Annotated in this window: 19 protein-coding genes; 6 read left to right on the top strand and 13 right to left on the bottom strand. The window is 72.7% G+C overall.

Going from position 1 to position 16182, the window contains the following annotated elements:
* The first annotated feature begins 34 nt into the window (after window positions 1-34).
* Window positions 35-1045, top strand: a complete 1011-nt coding sequence (locus ACGFZS_RS06125; protein ID WP_393794062.1) for a CopD family protein — start codon at window positions 35-37, stop codon at window positions 1043-1045.
* Between the two features lie 72 nt (window positions 1046-1117).
* Here ACGFZS_RS06125 and ACGFZS_RS06120 read toward each other — a convergent pair whose 3' ends face one another.
* The 8 genes from ACGFZS_RS06120 to ACGFZS_RS06085 all read right to left on the bottom strand — a co-directional run bounded on the left by ACGFZS_RS06120 (window position 1118) and on the right by ACGFZS_RS06085 (window position 8808).
* Window positions 1118-2164 (bottom strand): zinc-dependent alcohol dehydrogenase family protein, encoded by a 1047-nt coding sequence (locus ACGFZS_RS06120; RefSeq protein WP_359220533.1) that lies wholly within the window; start codon window positions 2162-2164, stop codon window positions 1118-1120.
* Between the two features lie 36 nt (window positions 2165-2200).
* Window positions 2201-2866 (bottom strand): lysoplasmalogenase, encoded by a 666-nt coding sequence (locus ACGFZS_RS06115; protein ID WP_393794061.1) that lies wholly within the window; start codon window positions 2864-2866, stop codon window positions 2201-2203.
* Window positions 2863-3729 (bottom strand): sterol desaturase family protein, encoded by an 867-nt coding sequence (locus tag ACGFZS_RS06110; RefSeq protein ID WP_393794060.1) that lies wholly within the window; start codon window positions 3727-3729, stop codon window positions 2863-2865. Before ACGFZS_RS06110 ends, ACGFZS_RS06115 begins: the two co-directional genes overlap by 4 nt.
* A gap of 100 nt (window positions 3730-3829) precedes the next feature.
* Window positions 3830-4543 (bottom strand): VIT family protein, encoded by a 714-nt coding sequence (locus ACGFZS_RS06105; RefSeq protein ID WP_393794059.1) that lies wholly within the window; start codon window positions 4541-4543, stop codon window positions 3830-3832.
* 45 nt (window positions 4544-4588) lie between these two features.
* Complete coding sequence (locus ACGFZS_RS06100) at window positions 4589-5821, bottom strand: amidohydrolase family protein (protein ID WP_393794058.1); 1233 nt, start codon at window positions 5819-5821, stop codon at window positions 4589-4591.
* The gene (locus ACGFZS_RS06095) at window positions 5818-7104 is read right to left on the bottom strand and encodes an amidohydrolase family protein (protein ID WP_393794057.1); all 1287 of its coding nucleotides are present in this window, start codon (window positions 7102-7104) and stop codon (window positions 5818-5820) included. Before ACGFZS_RS06095 ends, ACGFZS_RS06100 begins: the two co-directional genes overlap by 4 nt.
* Window positions 7105-7129: 25 nt before the next feature.
* Window positions 7130-8014: an SDR family NAD(P)-dependent oxidoreductase gene (locus tag ACGFZS_RS06090; protein WP_393794056.1), complete on the bottom strand. Its 885-nt coding sequence runs from the start codon at window positions 8012-8014 to the stop codon at window positions 7130-7132.
* Window positions 8014-8808 (bottom strand): acetoacetate decarboxylase family protein, encoded by a 795-nt coding sequence (locus tag ACGFZS_RS06085; protein ID WP_393794055.1) that lies wholly within the window; start codon window positions 8806-8808, stop codon window positions 8014-8016. Before ACGFZS_RS06085 ends, ACGFZS_RS06090 begins: the two co-directional genes overlap by 1 nt.
* Before the next feature lie 240 nt (window positions 8809-9048).
* Here ACGFZS_RS06085 and ACGFZS_RS06080 point away from each other — a divergent pair, with 240 nt between their 5' ends.
* The 5 genes from ACGFZS_RS06080 (at window position 9049) to ACGFZS_RS06060 (ending at window position 13817) form a co-directional block, all read left to right on the top strand.
* Window positions 9049-10041 (top strand): DEDDh family exonuclease, encoded by a 993-nt coding sequence (locus ACGFZS_RS06080; protein ID WP_393794054.1) that lies wholly within the window; start codon window positions 9049-9051, stop codon window positions 10039-10041.
* A 79-nt stretch (window positions 10042-10120) separates the two neighbouring features.
* Complete coding sequence (locus ACGFZS_RS06075; protein ID WP_393794053.1) at window positions 10121-10354, top strand: hypothetical protein; 234 nt, start codon at window positions 10121-10123, stop codon at window positions 10352-10354.
* Window positions 10355-10403: 49 nt separating this feature from the next.
* The gene (locus ACGFZS_RS06070) at window positions 10404-11201 is read left to right on the top strand and encodes an SURF1 family protein (RefSeq protein WP_393794052.1); all 798 of its coding nucleotides are present in this window, start codon (window positions 10404-10406) and stop codon (window positions 11199-11201) included.
* A gap of 70 nt (window positions 11202-11271) precedes the next feature.
* Window positions 11272-13056 carry a glycoside hydrolase family 15 protein gene (locus ACGFZS_RS06065; protein WP_393794051.1) on the top strand — a complete coding sequence of 595 codons (1785 nt, stop codon included), beginning with the start codon at window positions 11272-11274 and terminating at the stop codon, window positions 13054-13056.
* 5 nt (window positions 13057-13061) lie between these two features.
* Complete coding sequence (locus ACGFZS_RS06060; protein WP_393794050.1) at window positions 13062-13817, top strand: SDR family oxidoreductase; 756 nt, start codon at window positions 13062-13064, stop codon at window positions 13815-13817.
* 84 nt (window positions 13818-13901) lie between these two features.
* Here ACGFZS_RS06060 and amaP read toward each other — a convergent pair whose 3' ends face one another.
* Genes amaP through ACGFZS_RS06035 form a run of 5 tightly spaced genes read right to left on the bottom strand, consistent with a single transcriptional unit; the run spans window position 13902 to window position 16124 of the window.
* Window positions 13902-14480: an alkaline shock response membrane anchor protein AmaP gene (amaP, locus tag ACGFZS_RS06055; protein ID WP_393794049.1), complete on the bottom strand. Its 579-nt coding sequence runs from the start codon at window positions 14478-14480 to the stop codon at window positions 13902-13904.
* 4 nt (window positions 14481-14484) lie between these two features.
* Window positions 14485-15090 (bottom strand): DUF6286 domain-containing protein, encoded by a 606-nt coding sequence (locus ACGFZS_RS06050; protein WP_393794048.1) that lies wholly within the window; start codon window positions 15088-15090, stop codon window positions 14485-14487.
* Window positions 15090-15449 (bottom strand): Asp23/Gls24 family envelope stress response protein, encoded by a 360-nt coding sequence (locus ACGFZS_RS06045; protein ID WP_393794047.1) that lies wholly within the window; start codon window positions 15447-15449, stop codon window positions 15090-15092. The genes ACGFZS_RS06050 and ACGFZS_RS06045 overlap by 1 nt, the downstream gene beginning before the upstream one ends.
* Complete coding sequence (locus tag ACGFZS_RS06040) at window positions 15446-15640, bottom strand: hypothetical protein (protein WP_355716039.1); 195 nt, start codon at window positions 15638-15640, stop codon at window positions 15446-15448. The genes ACGFZS_RS06045 and ACGFZS_RS06040 overlap by 4 nt, the downstream gene beginning before the upstream one ends.
* Before the next feature lie 19 nt (window positions 15641-15659).
* Window positions 15660-16124 carry an Asp23/Gls24 family envelope stress response protein gene (locus ACGFZS_RS06035; RefSeq protein ID WP_355716036.1) on the bottom strand — a complete coding sequence of 155 codons (465 nt, stop codon included), beginning with the start codon at window positions 16122-16124 and terminating at the stop codon, window positions 15660-15662.
* Between the last annotated feature and the right edge of the window lie 58 nt (window positions 16125-16182).

Raw genomic sequence — 16182 nt, 5'->3', positions numbered from 1 at the left:
GCCCGGTTCTGTCATGGCTGGCGAAGATCGTGGGGTGACGGTGACACGACCGACCGCCGAAGCGGCCGCCGCGAGCGGCCCAGCGAGACGCCCCGGGACCGGCCGGGCCTTCGCCGTCCTGGCCCTGGTGACGCTGGGCGCGCTGGTGCCGCTGCTCGGGCCGTCCGTCGCGCTGCACGACACCGGGGAGGCCGCGGCGCCGGGGGTGGGCGGGATCGCGCTGCTGCGCGGGGTGCTGTTCGCCGCCCTGTGCGTGCCGGCGGGCGAGCTGTTCGTGACCCGGCTGGCCCGCCGGCTGCCGGACGCGCCGCCCGAACGGCCGTCCAGCTGGGCGGTGTTCGCGGCCGTGGCCGGTTTCGCCGCCGCGCTGGGGCTGGCGTCGGTGGTGTCGACGGGCAACCTGGTGCCGCGTTCGCTCGCCGACGTCGACGCGGGCGGCCTCTATCAGTCCCGCGACGGCAAGCTGGCCCTGATCGAGGTCAACGCCTTTCTGCTGGCGGGACTGTGCGCCCGCGCACGCCACCCGGCACTGCGGGTGTGGCCGCTCGGGGCGGTGGTCGTGGCCGAGGCGCTGCGCGCGCATCCCGCGCCCGAGCACAACCCGTTGCTCGGGTCCGCGCTGACCCTGGTGCATCTGACGTGCGCGACGCTGTGGGTGGGCGGTCTGCCGTACGCGCTGCGCATGCTGCGCCGGTGGCACGACCGGGCGGCCGGGGCCGCGCTGCTCGGTCTCTACGCGCGCGTGGCCGCCGTCCTGCTCGCGGCCATCACCGCGACGGGCGTGTGGAGCACGCTGCGGCGAATGCCCACGGGCACGGTCCTGGACCAGCTGACGACGACGGCGTACGGACGCACCCTGCTGGCCAAGGTGATCCTCGTCGCCGCCGTCGCCGTACTCGCGCTGTGGGCGCGGTACCGGCTGCGCCGGGCGGCCGATCCGCTGGCCGCGTACGTCCCCGCGCGGGCCGAGGTGGTCGCGCTGGGGGCGGTGGTCGCGGTGTCGGGGGTGCTGACGGCGCTGCCGCTGCCGATCAGGTGGACTTGATCAACCATTGATCGGGGCGTTGATCCAGCCGCCGATCCAGTCGTTGATCCAGCGGTTGGTTGAGCCGTCGGTTCAGCCGTTCGTGACGAGCACCTTCAGGGCGGTGCGCTCGTCCATCGCCTTGTAGCCGTCGGGGACGCCCTCGATGCCGACGGTCAGGTCGAAGACCGGCGACGGGTCGATCGTGCCGTCGAGGACGTCGGGCAGCAGGTCGGGGATGTAGGCGCGGACCGGGGCGACACCGCCGCGCAGGGCGATGTTCCGGTCGAACATCACGCCGAGGTCCAGGCCGGTGCCGCTGCCGTGCGGCACGCCGACGAAGCCGATGGCGCCACCGTCCCGGGTGATCTCGACGGCCGTCCGCATGGACTGCTCGGTGCCGACGGCCTCGACGACGGCGTGCGCGCCCTGGCCGCGGGTGAGTTCGCGTACGGCGGCCACGGCCGCGTCGCCGCGTTCGGCGACGACGTCGGTGGCGCCGAAGCGGCGCGCGATGTCGGTACGGACCTCGTGCCGGCCGAGCGCGATGATCCGCTCGGCGCCCAGTCGCTTGGCGGCCAGCACGGCGCACAGGCCGACCGCGCCGTCCCCGACGACGGCGACCGTGGCACCGGGGCGGGCGCCCGCGCCGAGGGCCGCGTGGTGGCCGGTGCCGAGCACGTCGGAGAGGGTCAGCAGGGCGGACAGCAGATGGTCGTCGGAGGCCGCCTCCTTGGGCAGCTGGACCAGCGTGCCGTCGGCGAACGGCACGCGCACGGCCTCGCCCTGGCCGCCGTCGTAGCCCACGGCGCCCCAGAAGCCGCCGTGCTCGCAGGACGTCGTCAGACCTTCACGGCAGTAGTCGCAGACGCCGTCGGACCACATGAAGGGCGCGACCACGAGGTCCCCGCGCCGCACGGTGCCCACCTCGGAGCCGGTCTCCTCGACGACACCGAGGAACTCGTGCCCGATGCGCTGCCCCGGCTGCCGGGCCGCCTCGCCCCGGTACGCCCACAGGTCGCTGCCGCAGATACAGGCGCGCAGCACCCGTACGACGGCGTCGGTGGGCAGTTGCACCACGGGCTCGGGTACGTCCTCCACGCGCATGTCGAACGGGGCGTGGATGGTGGTGGCGCGCATGGCGAGGGTCCTTCTCGTGCGGTGTCGTGGGTGCGCTCAGGGGGTGGTCGAGCGCACTTCACGGTACGCCGTGGCCAGTGCGGGCCGCGCGTCGAGGGCGCCCCGGACCAGCAGGAACTGTCCGGCCGCGTAGGTGAGCATGATCCAGAAGTCGGGCCGGGGCAGTTGCGGCCAGTCGGCGACGCCGGTCGCGATGAGGGTGTCGGAGAGCATGAAGAGCGCGCCACCGAGCCCGGCCACCGGGCCGAGCCGGGTGGCGGCGGTGTACGCCATCGCCGTCAGGAGGGCGCTGTAGCAGGCGACGGGGACCCGGAGGCCGGCGGGCAGGTCCGGCCAGAGCAGGGCGACCAGGGTGACGAGGGCCGCGGCGTAGCCGGCGGCGAGCACGCGCGCGCCCGCGCGGGGCGGACCCTGCCGGCGGAACAGCACGAGATAGCAGACGTGTCCGGCGGCGAAGCAGGCCATGCCGACCATGAAGGCCGGGTCCGCGTCGGAGAGCAGCAGCACGTCACCGCCCCAGCCGCACAGCAGGGCGGCGACCAGGAGCCGCGGGCCGCCCGCGCGGGCGACACCGGCGGCGAGCAGCGGCATCAGGAGCACCTTGGCGACCACGTGCCCCGCGTGGAAGCCGGCGGCGAGGCAGCCGAGGTCGACGACGGTGGCGAGGGCGAAGGCGGCGAGCAGCGTCCGGGGCACTCTCACGCGGCCACGGACTCCTCGGCCTGCTCCACGGCGGCCGGCGGCGCCCAGCCCGGCCCCCGGAACACCCGCCCGACCCGCTCCCGCCAGCCGCGCGCGGCCTTGAGGTCCCGGCCGATGGCCGCGTACTCGTGGGTGGCCACCTTGATCGGATTGAACGTGTTGATGTTCTTGGTCAACCCGTACACGGGTCGCTCTACCTCGGGCACCCACGATCCGAACAGCCGGTCCCAGATGATCAGGATCCCGCCGAAGTTCCGGTCCAGGTAGCCGCCCTGGGAGGCGTGGTGCACACGGTGGTGGGACGGCGTGTTGAACACGAACTCGAACCACCGGGGCATCTTGTCGATGCGCTCGGTGTGGATCCAGAACTGGTAGACGAGGTTCGCCGAGGAACAGAAGGCGAGCGCGGCCGGATGCACACCGGCGGCCACCAGCGGGACGTAGAACGGCCAGACGGTCAGGGAGGTCCAGGGCTGGCGCAGCGCGGTGGAGAGGTTGAACTTCTTGCTGGAGTGGTGGACGACGTGGCAGGCCCACAGGATGCGGATGACGTGGTGGCCGCGGTGCGACCAGTAGTAGAAGAAGTCCTGCGCGAGCAGCATCAGCGGGACCGTCCACCACAGGACGGGCACGCGCAGCGGGGTGAGTTCGTAGACCGCCGTGTAGATCGCGACGATCGGGATCTTCCAGACGAAGTCGAAGACGAGCGACCCGAGCCCCATACCGATGCTGGTGGCCGCGTCCTTGGCCTGGTACCCGGCGGCATCGTCGTCGGGGTGGACGCGGTAGCTGATCACCTCGATCACGGTGAGCAGCACGAAGGCGGGTATCGACAACAGCACGACATCGGGCAGGTTCGGCATGGGGGCACCGTAGAACCGCCGGTCGGCCGCGGCTAGACGTTGTTACCCACAAGTATTACCTGCGGTATGCGCTTGCTTGTTGGCGATCTCCGCCAACGGGCTAGACCCCCACCGCCCCCAGCAGGCTCCCCGCCGCGTAGGTGACGCCCATGGCCAGCGCCCCGCCCAGCACGTTCCGCAGCACCGCGCGGCCCGGGGCCGCCGCGCCCAGCCGCGCGCCGGCCCACCCGGTGAGGACCAGGGCCGCCAGCACCGACCCCACGGTCACCGGCAGCCGCCACTCCGCCGGCGGCAGGACGATCGCCAGGAGGGGCAGCAGCGCTCCCACCGTGAACGCCAGGAAGCTGGCGAGGGCCGCGTGCCAGGGGTTGGTGAGCTGGTCCGGGTCGATACCCAGCTCCACGCTCGCGTGGGCACGCAGGGCGTCCCGTTCCGTGAGCTGGACCGCCGCCTCGCCGGCCACCTCGCGCGAGAGGCCGCGCCGCTCCAGCAGTTCGGTCAGCTCCTCCAGCTCGGCCTCCGGCTGCTCCTTCAGCTCGCGTTTCTCCTGGGCCAGCGCGGCCAGTTCCGAATCGCGCTGGGTGGACACCGACACGTACTCGCCCGCCGCCATCGACATGGATCCGGCGAGCAGGCCGGCCAGCCCCGCCGTCAGCAGGGTGCTCCGGTCACCCGTCGCCCCGGCCACGCCGACGACGATGCCCGCCGTCGACACGATGCCGTCGTTCGCGCCGAGTACGGCCGCCCGCAGCCAGTTCAGCCGGGAGCCGAGCGCTCCCCCGTGGGCCTCGTCGTCGTGCGTTGGTTCCGTCACAGCAGGGAGGATCGCACCCACAGGCCCACGGGCGCCGTACCGACGTCACCAGACCCGTACCGAGGCGCCCTTCGCGAACACCGGACTCGTCGCGTCCGCCGGAGGGGTCGACAGCGGTTCGGCGATCTCGGCCACCGTCGGTCCCACCTTCGCCGCGATCGGGTCCAGGAGGTCCAGGTCGAAGCCGTAGACGCGGGCCGCGTTGCCGCCGAGCATCGCCGCGAGCTCGCCCCGCGGGACCCCGGCGAAGGCGAAGCGCAGGCCCTCACGGGTGTAGGGGTACGTCCCCTCGTCGTGCGGGAAGTCGCTGCCCCACATGATCTTGTCCAGGCCGATGCGGTCGCGCAGCGGTACCTCGTGCGGGCGCATGAAGCTGGCGCCGACGAAGCAGTTGTCGCGCCAGACCGAGGACGGCGGCGCACCCATCGACTCGGCGAGGCCCTCGCCGAACTTCGACTCGGCCGTGCTCGCTCGCCCCGCCGCCGCCAGCATGCGGCCGTGGTAGTAGTCCAGCATCGCCAGGACCCCGGGGATCCAGCCCGAGCCCTGTTCCGTCAGGACCAGCCTCAGGTCCGGGTGGCGGCGGAAGGCGCCGCCGAAGATCAGGTGCCACAGCGCCCGGTGCGAGAACCAGGTCGTCTCGACCATGAAGACCGCGCGGGCGGCCGGTTCGTCGCCGAGCGGCGGGGACGCCGAGCCGGCGTGGTGGTTGACGGGGATGCCGAGTTCCGCGCAGACGGCCCAGATCGGGTCGTACACGCGCGCGTGGAGTTCGGGCAGGCCCGAGCCGGGGGGTGTGCCGGGCAGCAGGAGGCCGCCCTTGAGCCCCGCGTCCGCCGCCCAGCGGATCTCCTTCACCGCCTCCTCGACGTCGTTCAGGAGGATCTGGAAGACCCCGGCCCTGCGCCCGGGCGCGGCGGCGCAGAAGTCGGCCAGCCAGCGGTTGTGGGCGCGCAGGCCCGCCCAGCGCCGTTCGAACTCGGCCGCCGTCGGTGCCGGGGCCATCAGGGACCCGGACGGGAAGAACGGCGGGATGGTGTTCGGGAAGATCACCTCCGCGACGATCCCGTCCTCCTCCAGCTCCGCGAGCCGCCGCGCGGAGTTCCAGTTCCGGTCGGCCGAGTCGGCGAGCAGGTCCTCGTACGGGTTGACGTACGTCGCCGCCCAGACGTCGAAGTCGTCGTGGTGGCGCTTGTCCAGGTACGGCTTGTAGTCGAGGAGGTCGGCGCCCGCGTGGCAGTCGGCGGAGATCACCGTGTAGCGGTCCTGTCCGTTCATCGCTCCGCTCCCAGCACAGGGAAGTCGTTGTCCGTCAGCCAGTGCCGGCCCACCTCGCGCGAGCGGGCCCAGGAGGCCTCCACCGCCGTCTGGTCGGCCTGCTGGCCGAGGTCGGCGGGGGTGGGGCCGATCCGGCGGGCCAGCGGGGCCAGGCGGTCCGTGTCGAAGCCGAAGACCTCGGCCGCCGCGAGGCCCAGCATCCGGCGGGTCTCGGCCACCGGGATGTCGTGGAAGGTGCGGCGCAGCCACGCGCGCGTGTCGGGCCAGGTGCCCTCGGGGTGCGGGAAGTCGCTGCCCCAGAGGATGTTGTCGACGCCGATCTCGTAGCGCTGGGCGAGTTCCCGGCGCTTGGTGTTGGTGGCGCAGACGAAGACCTGCCGGTCCAGGTACTCGTGCGGCGGGCGGCGCAGTTCCTCGAAGGGGGACAGCTTCTTGCCGCCGTGGGCGCCGAGGTAGAGGCGGTCCATGAACCACAGCAGGTTCGGCAGCCACCAGCAGCCGGACTCGGCGACGCCGAAGCGCAGCCCCGGGTGCCGTTCGAACGCGCCGGACCAGAGCAGGAACCACAGCGGACGGGCCGGCCACCACGTCACCTCGCTGACGTAGATGCCGAGATGGTCGCCGTACTCGTGGCGGGGGGCCGCCCCGGAGTGGGTGACGACCGGCAGAGCGCACTCGGCGGCGGCCGCCCACACGGGGTCGTAACGGCGGTCGTGGTAGGGCTCCTTGTCGACCCACATGGCCGGGATCATCAGCGCGCCGAGGCCCGACTCCTTCGCGCGGTACACCTCGGCGACCACGCGCTCCGTCGGTGCCGTGACGGGCAGCAGGGCGACCCCGCAGTGCCGTTCGGGGTGCTCCGACACGAACTCCGCCAGCCAGCGGTTGTGGGCCTGGGCACCGGCCATGCCCAGCTCCGGGTCGTGGTCCCCGGAGAGGCCGAGGCCCACCCCGAAGGGCGCGGCCGTCCGGCTGTCGACGGCGTCGGCGTCCGGGAACACCACCTCGGCGGCCACCCCGTCGCCGTCCAGCTCCTTGAGGCGCTGCGCGCTGTCCCAGCCCCCGCGCAGCCCCTCCTCGTTGTCCTGGAACCACTTGGCCGCGAACGCCTCGTTGCGGATGCCGAGCCGGGTCATCTCCTCCCGGCGACGCTCCCGTCCGGCGAGGAACTCGTCGAAGTCCCGGTGGAACCGGGCGTCCAGATAGGGCCGGTACTCCTCGGTGGGCAGTCCGGCGTGGCAGTCGGAGGAGATGATCAGATATGGGTCGTCGTACGCGGTCACCACTGCCCCCTGTCGGTCCAGGTGCTCAGTCCAGGATGAAGCTCTCGAGGTACGACGGGTTCGCACGGTCCAGCATCGAGGCGGCCCGCGCCCGGATCTGCGCGTCGCTGTGCGCGCTGTCGGGCAGCAGCCAGAAGCGGTCCGCGCGGATGCCCGCCACGACGAACTCGGCGACCTCCTCGACGGGCGTGAAGGCGACCTCCTCGCCCGCCGCGCGCATCGCCGCCTCCCACTGGTCGAGACTGCGGTACGGCGTCCTGCGCGGCCGTTCCTTGGCCCAGCGCTCGGGCCGGTTGCGGTGCGACTCCCACAGCCCGGTGCGCAGCATGTGCGGCCCCGGGAAGAGCACGGAGGCGCCCACGCGCGCGTGCTCGGCCCTTAGATGGGCGTACAGGGACTCGGTGAGGGTGACCACGGCCGCCTTCGTCACGGCGTACACGGAGGCCGTCGGGAGCGGCGCGATACCGCCGTCGCCGGAGGATGTATTGACCACATGACCGGGTTGACCCGACTTGATCATCCTGGGCAGGAAAGCCTGTACGCCGTGGAAGACACCCCACACGTTGACCTCGAACGCCCACTTCCAGTCGTTCGGTTCGTGCTCCCACATACGGCCCTCGGCGCCCGAGCCCACCCCGGCGTTGTTGCACAGGACGTGCACCGCGCCATAGGTGTCGTAGGCCGACTCGGCGAGTTCCAGGACCTGTTCGCGGACGCCGACGTCGACCACGCGCGCGTGCACGTCGGCGCCGTCCGCGCGCAGGCCGTCGGCGGCCTTCTCCAGCGCGGCGGCCTCGACGTCGGCGAGGACCACCTTGAGGCCCTCGGCGGCGAACCGCCGTGCCATCGCGAGCCCGAGTCCGCTCGCGGCGCCCGTGACGACGGCGACCTGTCCGGCCCGCAGCTCCATCAGGCCTCGCTTCCCTCGGGCGGCGCGTCATGGATCTGGCGCGGGTCGTCGTACCGCTGGTGGACGTACGGCAACAGGGCCTGGGCGTCGACCCGTTCGGCGACCCGGCCGCGCTGGTCGCTGGTCTTCTCGCCCAGGGTGAGGTCCACCAGGCGCAGCACGGGGAGGTCGGCGACCGGGTCGTAGGCCGACTCACGGAGGATCACCTCCCCGGTGACGCGCTCCAGTCGGCGGACCTTCTCCTCGCGTACGCAGTGCACCAGCAGCGGGTCGCCGTCGAAGCCCGAACCGTCCACGGCCGGGAGGAACTTGAAGTAGAAGTCGGTCTTCGGGGCGGGCTCGGGCAGCGGCAGCGGACCGTCGACCGTGCCGCGCACCTCGACGAAGGCGACCCCGTGCCGGGCCAGGGCCGCGCGAACCTCCCGGCCCTCCCGTTCGACGGTCACCTCGCCGAGCTTCTTGGGCTCGCCGAACACCTCGCGCCCGCCGGTCAGGGCGCGTTCGTGGGTCATCGGCATCACCAGCGGGTACCAGCCCTCGACCGCGCCATGGGCGGCGGCGACCGCGAACGAGCCCGCGCCGAGCGGGTATCCGGGCAGTTCGACCTTGCTGATGCTGACCCGGGCCAGGGGCCGGCCGGTGGGCTTGAGCGGGGGCGGCAGCACCGCCGCGACCGCGTCCGGGTCGGTCTCCCAGACGGCCACCACCCCGGTGGACCAGACGTCCGGGAGCCGCGCGGTGCGCGCGGCCCCGATCTCCGCCTCGGTCCGAGCGCCGTACCGTACGCGTGCCATCCGCCGTACCGCCCTTCCGTCGGCCGCCGTCTGCGCCGGGCGGGGTGCACGCTTGCACCGGGCGGTGAAAAGGTCCATAGCCGCGCGAAGGGCAATCAGGACAAAGGTCCGCGCGCGCGACGGACTATCAGGACAAAGGTCCGCGGGCGTGCGACGGATTATCAGGACATGCGAACGGGTGGCCGCGGCAGGCGACCTGACGGACCGGACTGTCGGTCGGGGCCCGTATCCTCAATGACCATGCTCGAAGACCGTACGACCGCAGTGTCCCCCGGCACCCCGTGGCCGGCCGCGTATCCGAAGGGATACGCGGTCGTCGACGTGGAGACCACCGGACTGGCCCGGGACGACCGGATAATCTCCGCGGCCGTCTACCGGCTGGACGAGCGCGGCGAGGTCGAGGACCACTGGTACACGCTGGTCAACCCCGAGCGGGACCCGGGTCCGGTGTGGATCCACGGTCTGACGAGCGAGGCGCTCGAAGGGGCTCCGCTCTTCACCGACATCGCCGAGGAGTTCTCGGCCCGGCTGGACGGCCGGGTGCTGGTCGCGCACAACGCGGTCTTCGACTGGCAGATGATCGCGCGGGAGTACGCGCGCGCGAAGGCCGAGCCCCCGGTGCGGCAGCGGCTGTGCACGATCGCGCTCTCCAAGGAGCTGGCGCTGCCGCTGCCCAACCACAAGCTGGAGACCCTGGCCGCGCACTTCGGTGTCGTGCAGCGGCGGGCGCACCACGCGCTGGACGACGCGCGGGTGCTCGCGGAGGCGTTCCGGCCCAGCCTGCGGGCCGCGGCGGCGGGCAACGTACGACTGCCGCTCCTTGAGTGCCGGCCGCTGACGGAGTGGTCGGACACGCCCCGGATCGGGCAGCAGGCCAGCGGCGGCCACGGCGGCGGCTACCGGCCGACCAGCTGGCGGCCGTCCCGCAAGCGCCCGGCGTGCCCGTACCCGAACCCGGGGCGGTACGAGGACGGCAGGCCGCTCCGGCAGGGCATGCGGGTGGCGTTCTCCGGGGACACCTCGGTCGACCGGGAGCTCCTGGAGGACCGGGCGGCGGAGGCCGGCCTGCATGTCTCCACCAGCATCTCGCGGCTGACCAGCCTGCTCGTCACCAACGACCCCGACTCGGGTACGTCGAAGGTCGTCAAGGCCCGCCAGTTCGGCACCCCGGTCGTCGACGAGGCGGCCTTCGGCCAGCTGCTGCGGGACGTGGCACCGGCCTCCGGGAAGTGACCGTACGGACGGGTGATTGCCGTGCGACTCGCCCCGCGCCCGCTCGTCCGCGCGAGGACGACCGCCCACCCTGTGGCGCATGGCGAAATGCGAAGTATGCGGCAATGACTACGGAATGACCTTCGAGGTGCACGCGCAGGGCGCGGTCCATGTCTTCGACTGCTTCTCCTGTGCGATCCACCGCATGGCCCCGGTCTGCGAGCACTGCAGGGTCTCGATCATCGGCCAGGGCGTGGAGGCCGAGAACCAGTGGTTCTGCGGCGCCCACTGCGCCCGCGAGGCCGGGAAGGCGGGCATCGTCGACCGCGTGTGACCCGGTACCCGCCCGATCGCGCCCCGCGACCGAGTTGTACGGTCGTGGGGTGTACCGCTTCCTGTTGACCCGGCAGTGGGTGATCCTCACCCTGATCTCGCTGCTTCTCATCCCCACGATGATCCGGCTGGGGATCTGGCAGAAGCACCGGTACGAGGAGCGCAGCGCCCGCAACCAGTTGGTGGCCGAGGCGCTGCACGCCAAGCCGGTGCCGGTGGAGCAGGTGACCGGGCCGGGGCACGCGGTGACCCGCAAGGAGCGGTACCACACCGTCACCGCGACCGGCACCTTCGACACCGCCGACGAGGTCGTCGTCCGCCGCCGTACCAATGACGACGACGAGGTCGGCTACCACGTCCTCACCCCGTTCGTCCTGGCCGACGGCAGGGTGCTGCTGGTCAACCGGGGCTGGATCCCCTCGGACGGCCCCAGCCAGACCGCGTTCCCCAAGATCCCGGCGCCGCCGGCCGGCCAGGTCACCATCCAGGGCCGGCTGATGCCCGACGAGACCACCGCGGCGAGCGGCATCAAGGACATCAAGGGCCTGCCCGACCGTCAGATCATGCTGATCAACAGCGCGGAACAGGCGCGCCGGCTCGGCAAGCAGGTGCTCGGCGGCTACATCCAGCAGACCGCGCCCGAACCCAAGGGCGACACCCCGGAGCAGATCTCCGACCCGGGCAAGGAAGACGCCCCGCTGAACTACGCGTACATGATCCAGTGGTGGCTGTTCGCCGCGGGCGTCCCGTACGGCTTCTTCGTCCTGGCCCGCCGCGAGGCACGCACGCGTGCGGAGGCGGCGGCCGAGCGGGAGACGGCCGAGGAGGCGGAACCCGCCGCCGTCTGAGCGCGGTCCCGTGTCACTCCCCCGGCCCACCCCCTGATTGGCCCCCCGGCCGGACGGGAAACCGGCTCCCGTGGACCGACGCATCGAGGACTACGCCCTCATCGGCGACGAGCAGACCGCGGCCCTGGTCGGCCGGGACGGCTCCATCGACTGGCTGTGCCTGCCCCGCTTCGACTCGGCCGCCTCCTTCGCCCGGCTCCTGGGCGACGAGGACCACGGCCACTGGCGGATCGCCCCGCAGGGCGCCACCGTCTGCACCCGCCGCGCCTACCGGCCCGACACCCTGGTCCTGGACACCGAGTGGGAGACCGCCGAGGGCACGGTCCGGGTGACCGACCTGATGCCCCAGCGCGACCGCGCCCCCGACGTCGTACGCATCATCGAGGGCGTCAGCGGCCGGGTCACCGTGCAGAGCACGCTCCGGCTCCGCTTCGACTACGGCTCGGTCATCCCGTGGATGCGCCGCTCGGGCGGCCACCGGGTCGCCGTGGCCGGACCCGACGCGGTGTGGCTGCGCAGCGAGCCGTCCGTACGGACCTGGGGCGAGGACTTCGGCACGCACTCAGAGTTCACCGTCGCGGAGGGCGAGCGGGTCGCGTTCGTGCTCACCTGGCACCCCTCGCACGAGCCCCGGCCGCCGCTCGTGGACCCGTACGAGGCGCTGCGCGCCAGCGTCACCGACTGGCGGCGCTGGACCGCCCGCTGCACCTACGACGGCCCCTACCGGGACGCGGTCGTGCGCTCCCTGATCACCCTGAAGGCGCTCACCTACCGGCCGACCGGCGGCATCGTGGCGGCCGCCACCAGCTCGCTGCCCGAGGAGCTGGGCGGGGTGCGCAACTGGGACTACCGCTTCTGCTGGCTGCGCGACTCCACCCTCACCCTCGGCGCGCTGCTCTCCGCCGGCTACCACAAGGAGGCCGAGGCCTGGCGCGACTGGCTGGTGCGCGCGGTCGCCGGCGACCCGGCGGACCTGCAGATCATGTACGGGCTCGCGGGCGAACGCCGGCTGCCCGAGTTCGAACTGCCCTGGCTCCCCGGGTTCGCCGGATCGGCGCCCGTACGCGTCGGCAACGGCGCCGTCGACCAGCTCCAGCTGGACGTGTACGGCGAGGTCATGGACTCGCTGTCGCTGGGCCGCACCGCGGGACTGCCCACCAAGCCGCACATGTGGGCCATCCAGTGCGCGCTGATGAAGTTCCTGGAGAAGAGCTGGCGACAGCCGGACGAAGGGCTGTGGGAGGTGCGCGGCGGCCGCCGCCACTTCGTGCACTCCAAGGTGCTGGTGTGGGTGGCCGCCGACCGCGCGGTACAGACCCTGGAGGAGCACGCGGAACTCAAGGGCGAGCTGGAGGGCTGGCGGGCGCTCCGCGACGAGGTGCACCGGGAGGTCTGCGAGAAGGGGTACGACCCGAAGCGCAACACCTTCACGCAGTACTACGGCTCGCGCGAGCTGGACGCCTCGCTGCTGCTGATCCCGCGCCTGGGCTTCCTGCCGCCGGACGACCCCCGGGTGATCGGCACGGTGGACGCGATCCGCGACGACCTCGGCCACGACGGTTTCGTGCGCCGCTACGACACCGACGCGGTCGGCGTCGACGGGATGCCGGGCGGCGAGGGCGCCTTCCTGGCCTGCTCGTTCTGGCTCGCCGACGCCCTGCACATGACGGGCCGCACCGACGAGGCGAAGGAACTGTTCGAACGGCTGGTGGGGCTGGTCAACGACGTGGGGCTGCTCGCCGAGGAGTACGACGCGGGGCTCGAACGCCAGCTGGGCAACTTCCCGCAGGCGTTCAGCCACATCGGGCTGGTGAACACCGCCCTCACGCTGTTCGGGAGCGACCAGGCAGGATAGGGGCCATGGATCTTGGACTGAAGGACCGGGTGTACGTCGTCACCGGAGCGACCCGCGGGCTGGGCAACGCGACCGCGCGGGAGCTGGTCGCCGACGGGGCGAAGGTCGTGGTGACCGGACGGGACGAGAAGCGGGCCGCGGAGGCCGCCGCCGAACTGGGCCCGAACGCGGTCGGCGTCGCCGTCGACAACGCGGACCCGGACGCGCCGGCGCGGCTGATCGCGGTCGCGCGGGACCACTTCGGCGGCTTCGACGGCATCCTGGTGAGCGTGGGCGGGCCTCCGGCCGGGTTCGTCGCCGACAACACGGACGAGCAGTGGCGGAGCGCCTTCGAGTCGGTGTTCCTCGGGGCCGTACGACTGGCCCGGGCGGCCGCGGCCGAACTGACCGACGGGGGTGTCATCGGGTTCGTGCTGTCCGCGTCCGTGTACGAGCCGATTCCCGGGCTGACGATCTCCAACGGGCTGCGGCCGGGTCTCGCCGGGTTCGCCAAGTCGCTGGCGGACGAGCTGGGGCCGCGCGGGATCCGGGTGGTGGGGGTGCTGCCGTCCCGGATCGACACGGATCGCGTGCGCGAGCTGGACGGGATGTCGGCGGATCCGGCGGCGACGCGGGCGGAGCACGAGTCGAGGATTCCGTTGCGGCGGTACGGGACGGCGGAGGAGTTCGGGCGGGTGGCCGCGTTCCTGATGTCTCCGGGGGCTTCTTATCTGACGGGGATCATGGTTCCTGTCGATGGGGGGATGAGGCACGGGTTCTGACGGTTGTTCGTCGGGTGCGGGTTGTGGGGGCTGGTCGCGCAGTTCCCCGCGCCCCTGACGGGGCGCTTCTTCTTGACGGGGTTTTCAAGTGACCCTTTCCGCGCGGTGTTTGACCGATGTCAGTCGGACTTCTGCGGGGAGTTTCTTCAGGGCCGCTGAGTCTCGGGCGTGTGCGAGGGCCTGGGCCGTCAGGTCGTTCAGGGCCATGGACGGGGAGACGTCCGGGTCCAGTTGGAGCCAGACCCGGACCTCGGGGGCCGTGCGCTTCCCCCGGAGGACCGCCTGGGCGTGGGCCACGCCCTCCTGGTGGGCCGCGTCCGTCGCGAGGACCGTCTCCAGGGCCCGGCCGCGCAGGAGTGCGCTCTCGCCGTCTCCGGTGTCGACCAGGACCTCGGGCAGCCGGCGGCGGCGCAGTTGGGCGGTCAGCCACCACAGGGAGAGCAGGACCAGCACGGCCAGCGCGGCGAGGACCGTCGGCCACCACCAGCCCGCGTCCCGCCAGTGGGTGCGCTCGGCGGTGCTGAGCAGGACGTCGTGGCGGCCGGTGTGGATCCACCAGGACGGCGGCGGGGCGCCGAGGCCGACGGCCAGCACCGAGCCGCCCAGGGCGAGGAGCAGCAGGCCCGCCAGTCCGACCAGTACGCGGTTGACCGCACCGAGCATGACGTCACCTCTTCCGGCCGGGTCGCAGCACCAGCAGGGTCAGTTTGGGCGGGTGGGCGAGGCCCAGGCCGCGGATCGCGTCGTTGAGGGCCGTGTCCAGGTCGGCCCGTACCTCGTCGAGTTCCCGGAAGTGGGAGATGGCGAGAACGTGGGCCCGGGAGCGGTGCAGCCGGACCCGGACCCGCCGGACGCCGGAGATCTCCATGGCCCGGTCGCGCAGCACCATCGCGGCCGCGTCGCGGCGCAGGCCGGCGCGGACGTCGGGGTGGGTGCGGCGCATGGGCAGCAGGTGGCGCAGGCCGGGGGTGGCGGCCAGGATCAGCAGCCACAGGCCGAGGGCGGCGGCGACGCCCGCGCCGGCCAGCACCCAGGTGTCGTCAAGGGGCCGGTCGGCGAGTTGGCGGGCCAGTGCGCGGCGCCAGTGCATGGCGGGGTGGTGGGCGCGTACGGCCGCGATGTCGTACAGGAAGGCGCCCGCGGTCACGAGGGCGAGCACGGCCACCACGGCCGCCGGGGCGCGGCGCGGGGACCAGAAGCGGGCCTCGCGTCCGGCCGGGGGTGCGGTCTCGGCCGGCGGTTTCTCGACGACCTGTGTCTGCTCGGTGCTCATCACGCCCTCCCCTGGGTCCGGGCCGGATGCAGCCGTTCCACGTGGACGGCGACCTCCGGGACCTCCATGTCCACCAACGCGCCTACCCGCTCGACCACATGCCGACGCACGGCCGCGCACCGGGCGCCGATGTCGGACGGATAGTCCAGTTCGAGATGGACGCGGACCCGGACCGCCTCGTGGTGGACGACGACCGTGGCGTGCGGGGGCACGGCGTCCTTCGGGAGGCCGCCGAGGGCCTCGCGGGCCGCCTGGGAGGCGACCTTGGCCACCACCCGGTCGGCGATCCGCAGGGCGCCGCGCTCGCCGGGCGGCACGGCCGCCGGGGCGCTCTGTGTCTCACCGCTCGCGGAGGTCATCGCCGACGGTCACGCCGGTCGTCGCGGGTGCGGAAGAAGTCACCGAGTTCGATGTCCCCCTCCGCGAACCGGCCGACGACGAACCCGACCGCCCCCAACGCGGCCACCAGCAGGAAGGCGCCGAATCCGCCGAAGTACCCGGCGAAGCCCAGCGCCATGCCGGCGATCATGCCGACCACGGCGGTGCTCATGGTGCGCTCCCCTCACCGGTCACTGGAGCCGGGACTCCGGCTCTTCTTCCTCTTCCTCCGGAAGCTTCACATCACTCACCGCGATGTTGACCTCGACCACTTCGAGTCCGGTCATGCGCTCCACGGCGGCGATCACGTTCTCCCGTACCGCGCGGGCGACATCGGAGATCGACACGCCGTAGTCCACGACGATCTCCAGGTCGAGCGCGGTCTGCACCTCGCCGACCTCCGCCTTCACCCCGCGGGTCACGGACTTCGAGCCGCCGGGCACCCGGTCGCGCACCACTCCGAAGGTGCGGGCCAGTCCGCTGCCCATCGCGTGCACGCCGACCACGTCCCGCGCCGCCAGTCCGGCGATCTTCTCCACGACGCCGTCGGCGATCGTCGTACGCCCCCGGGTGGCCGGATCGCCGCCGCCCCGTCTGGTCGTCTTGCGGGTGGTCACCGTGGGGTCCTTCTCGGCCTCGGCCGCCGTCTCGCTCATCGCCGCGCGTCCCTTCCGGTCGTCGTCCTGCGACCACGGTAAGTGCGGATGCCCCGTC

Origin of the sequence: Streptomyces sp. NPDC048288, assembly GCF_043201555.1 — a bacterium.
Taxonomy (GTDB): Bacteria; Actinomycetota; Actinomycetes; order Streptomycetales; family Streptomycetaceae; genus Streptomyces.
Note: the sequence above shows the minus strand (reverse complement) of the source record. Positions and strands in the feature narration are given on the sequence as shown.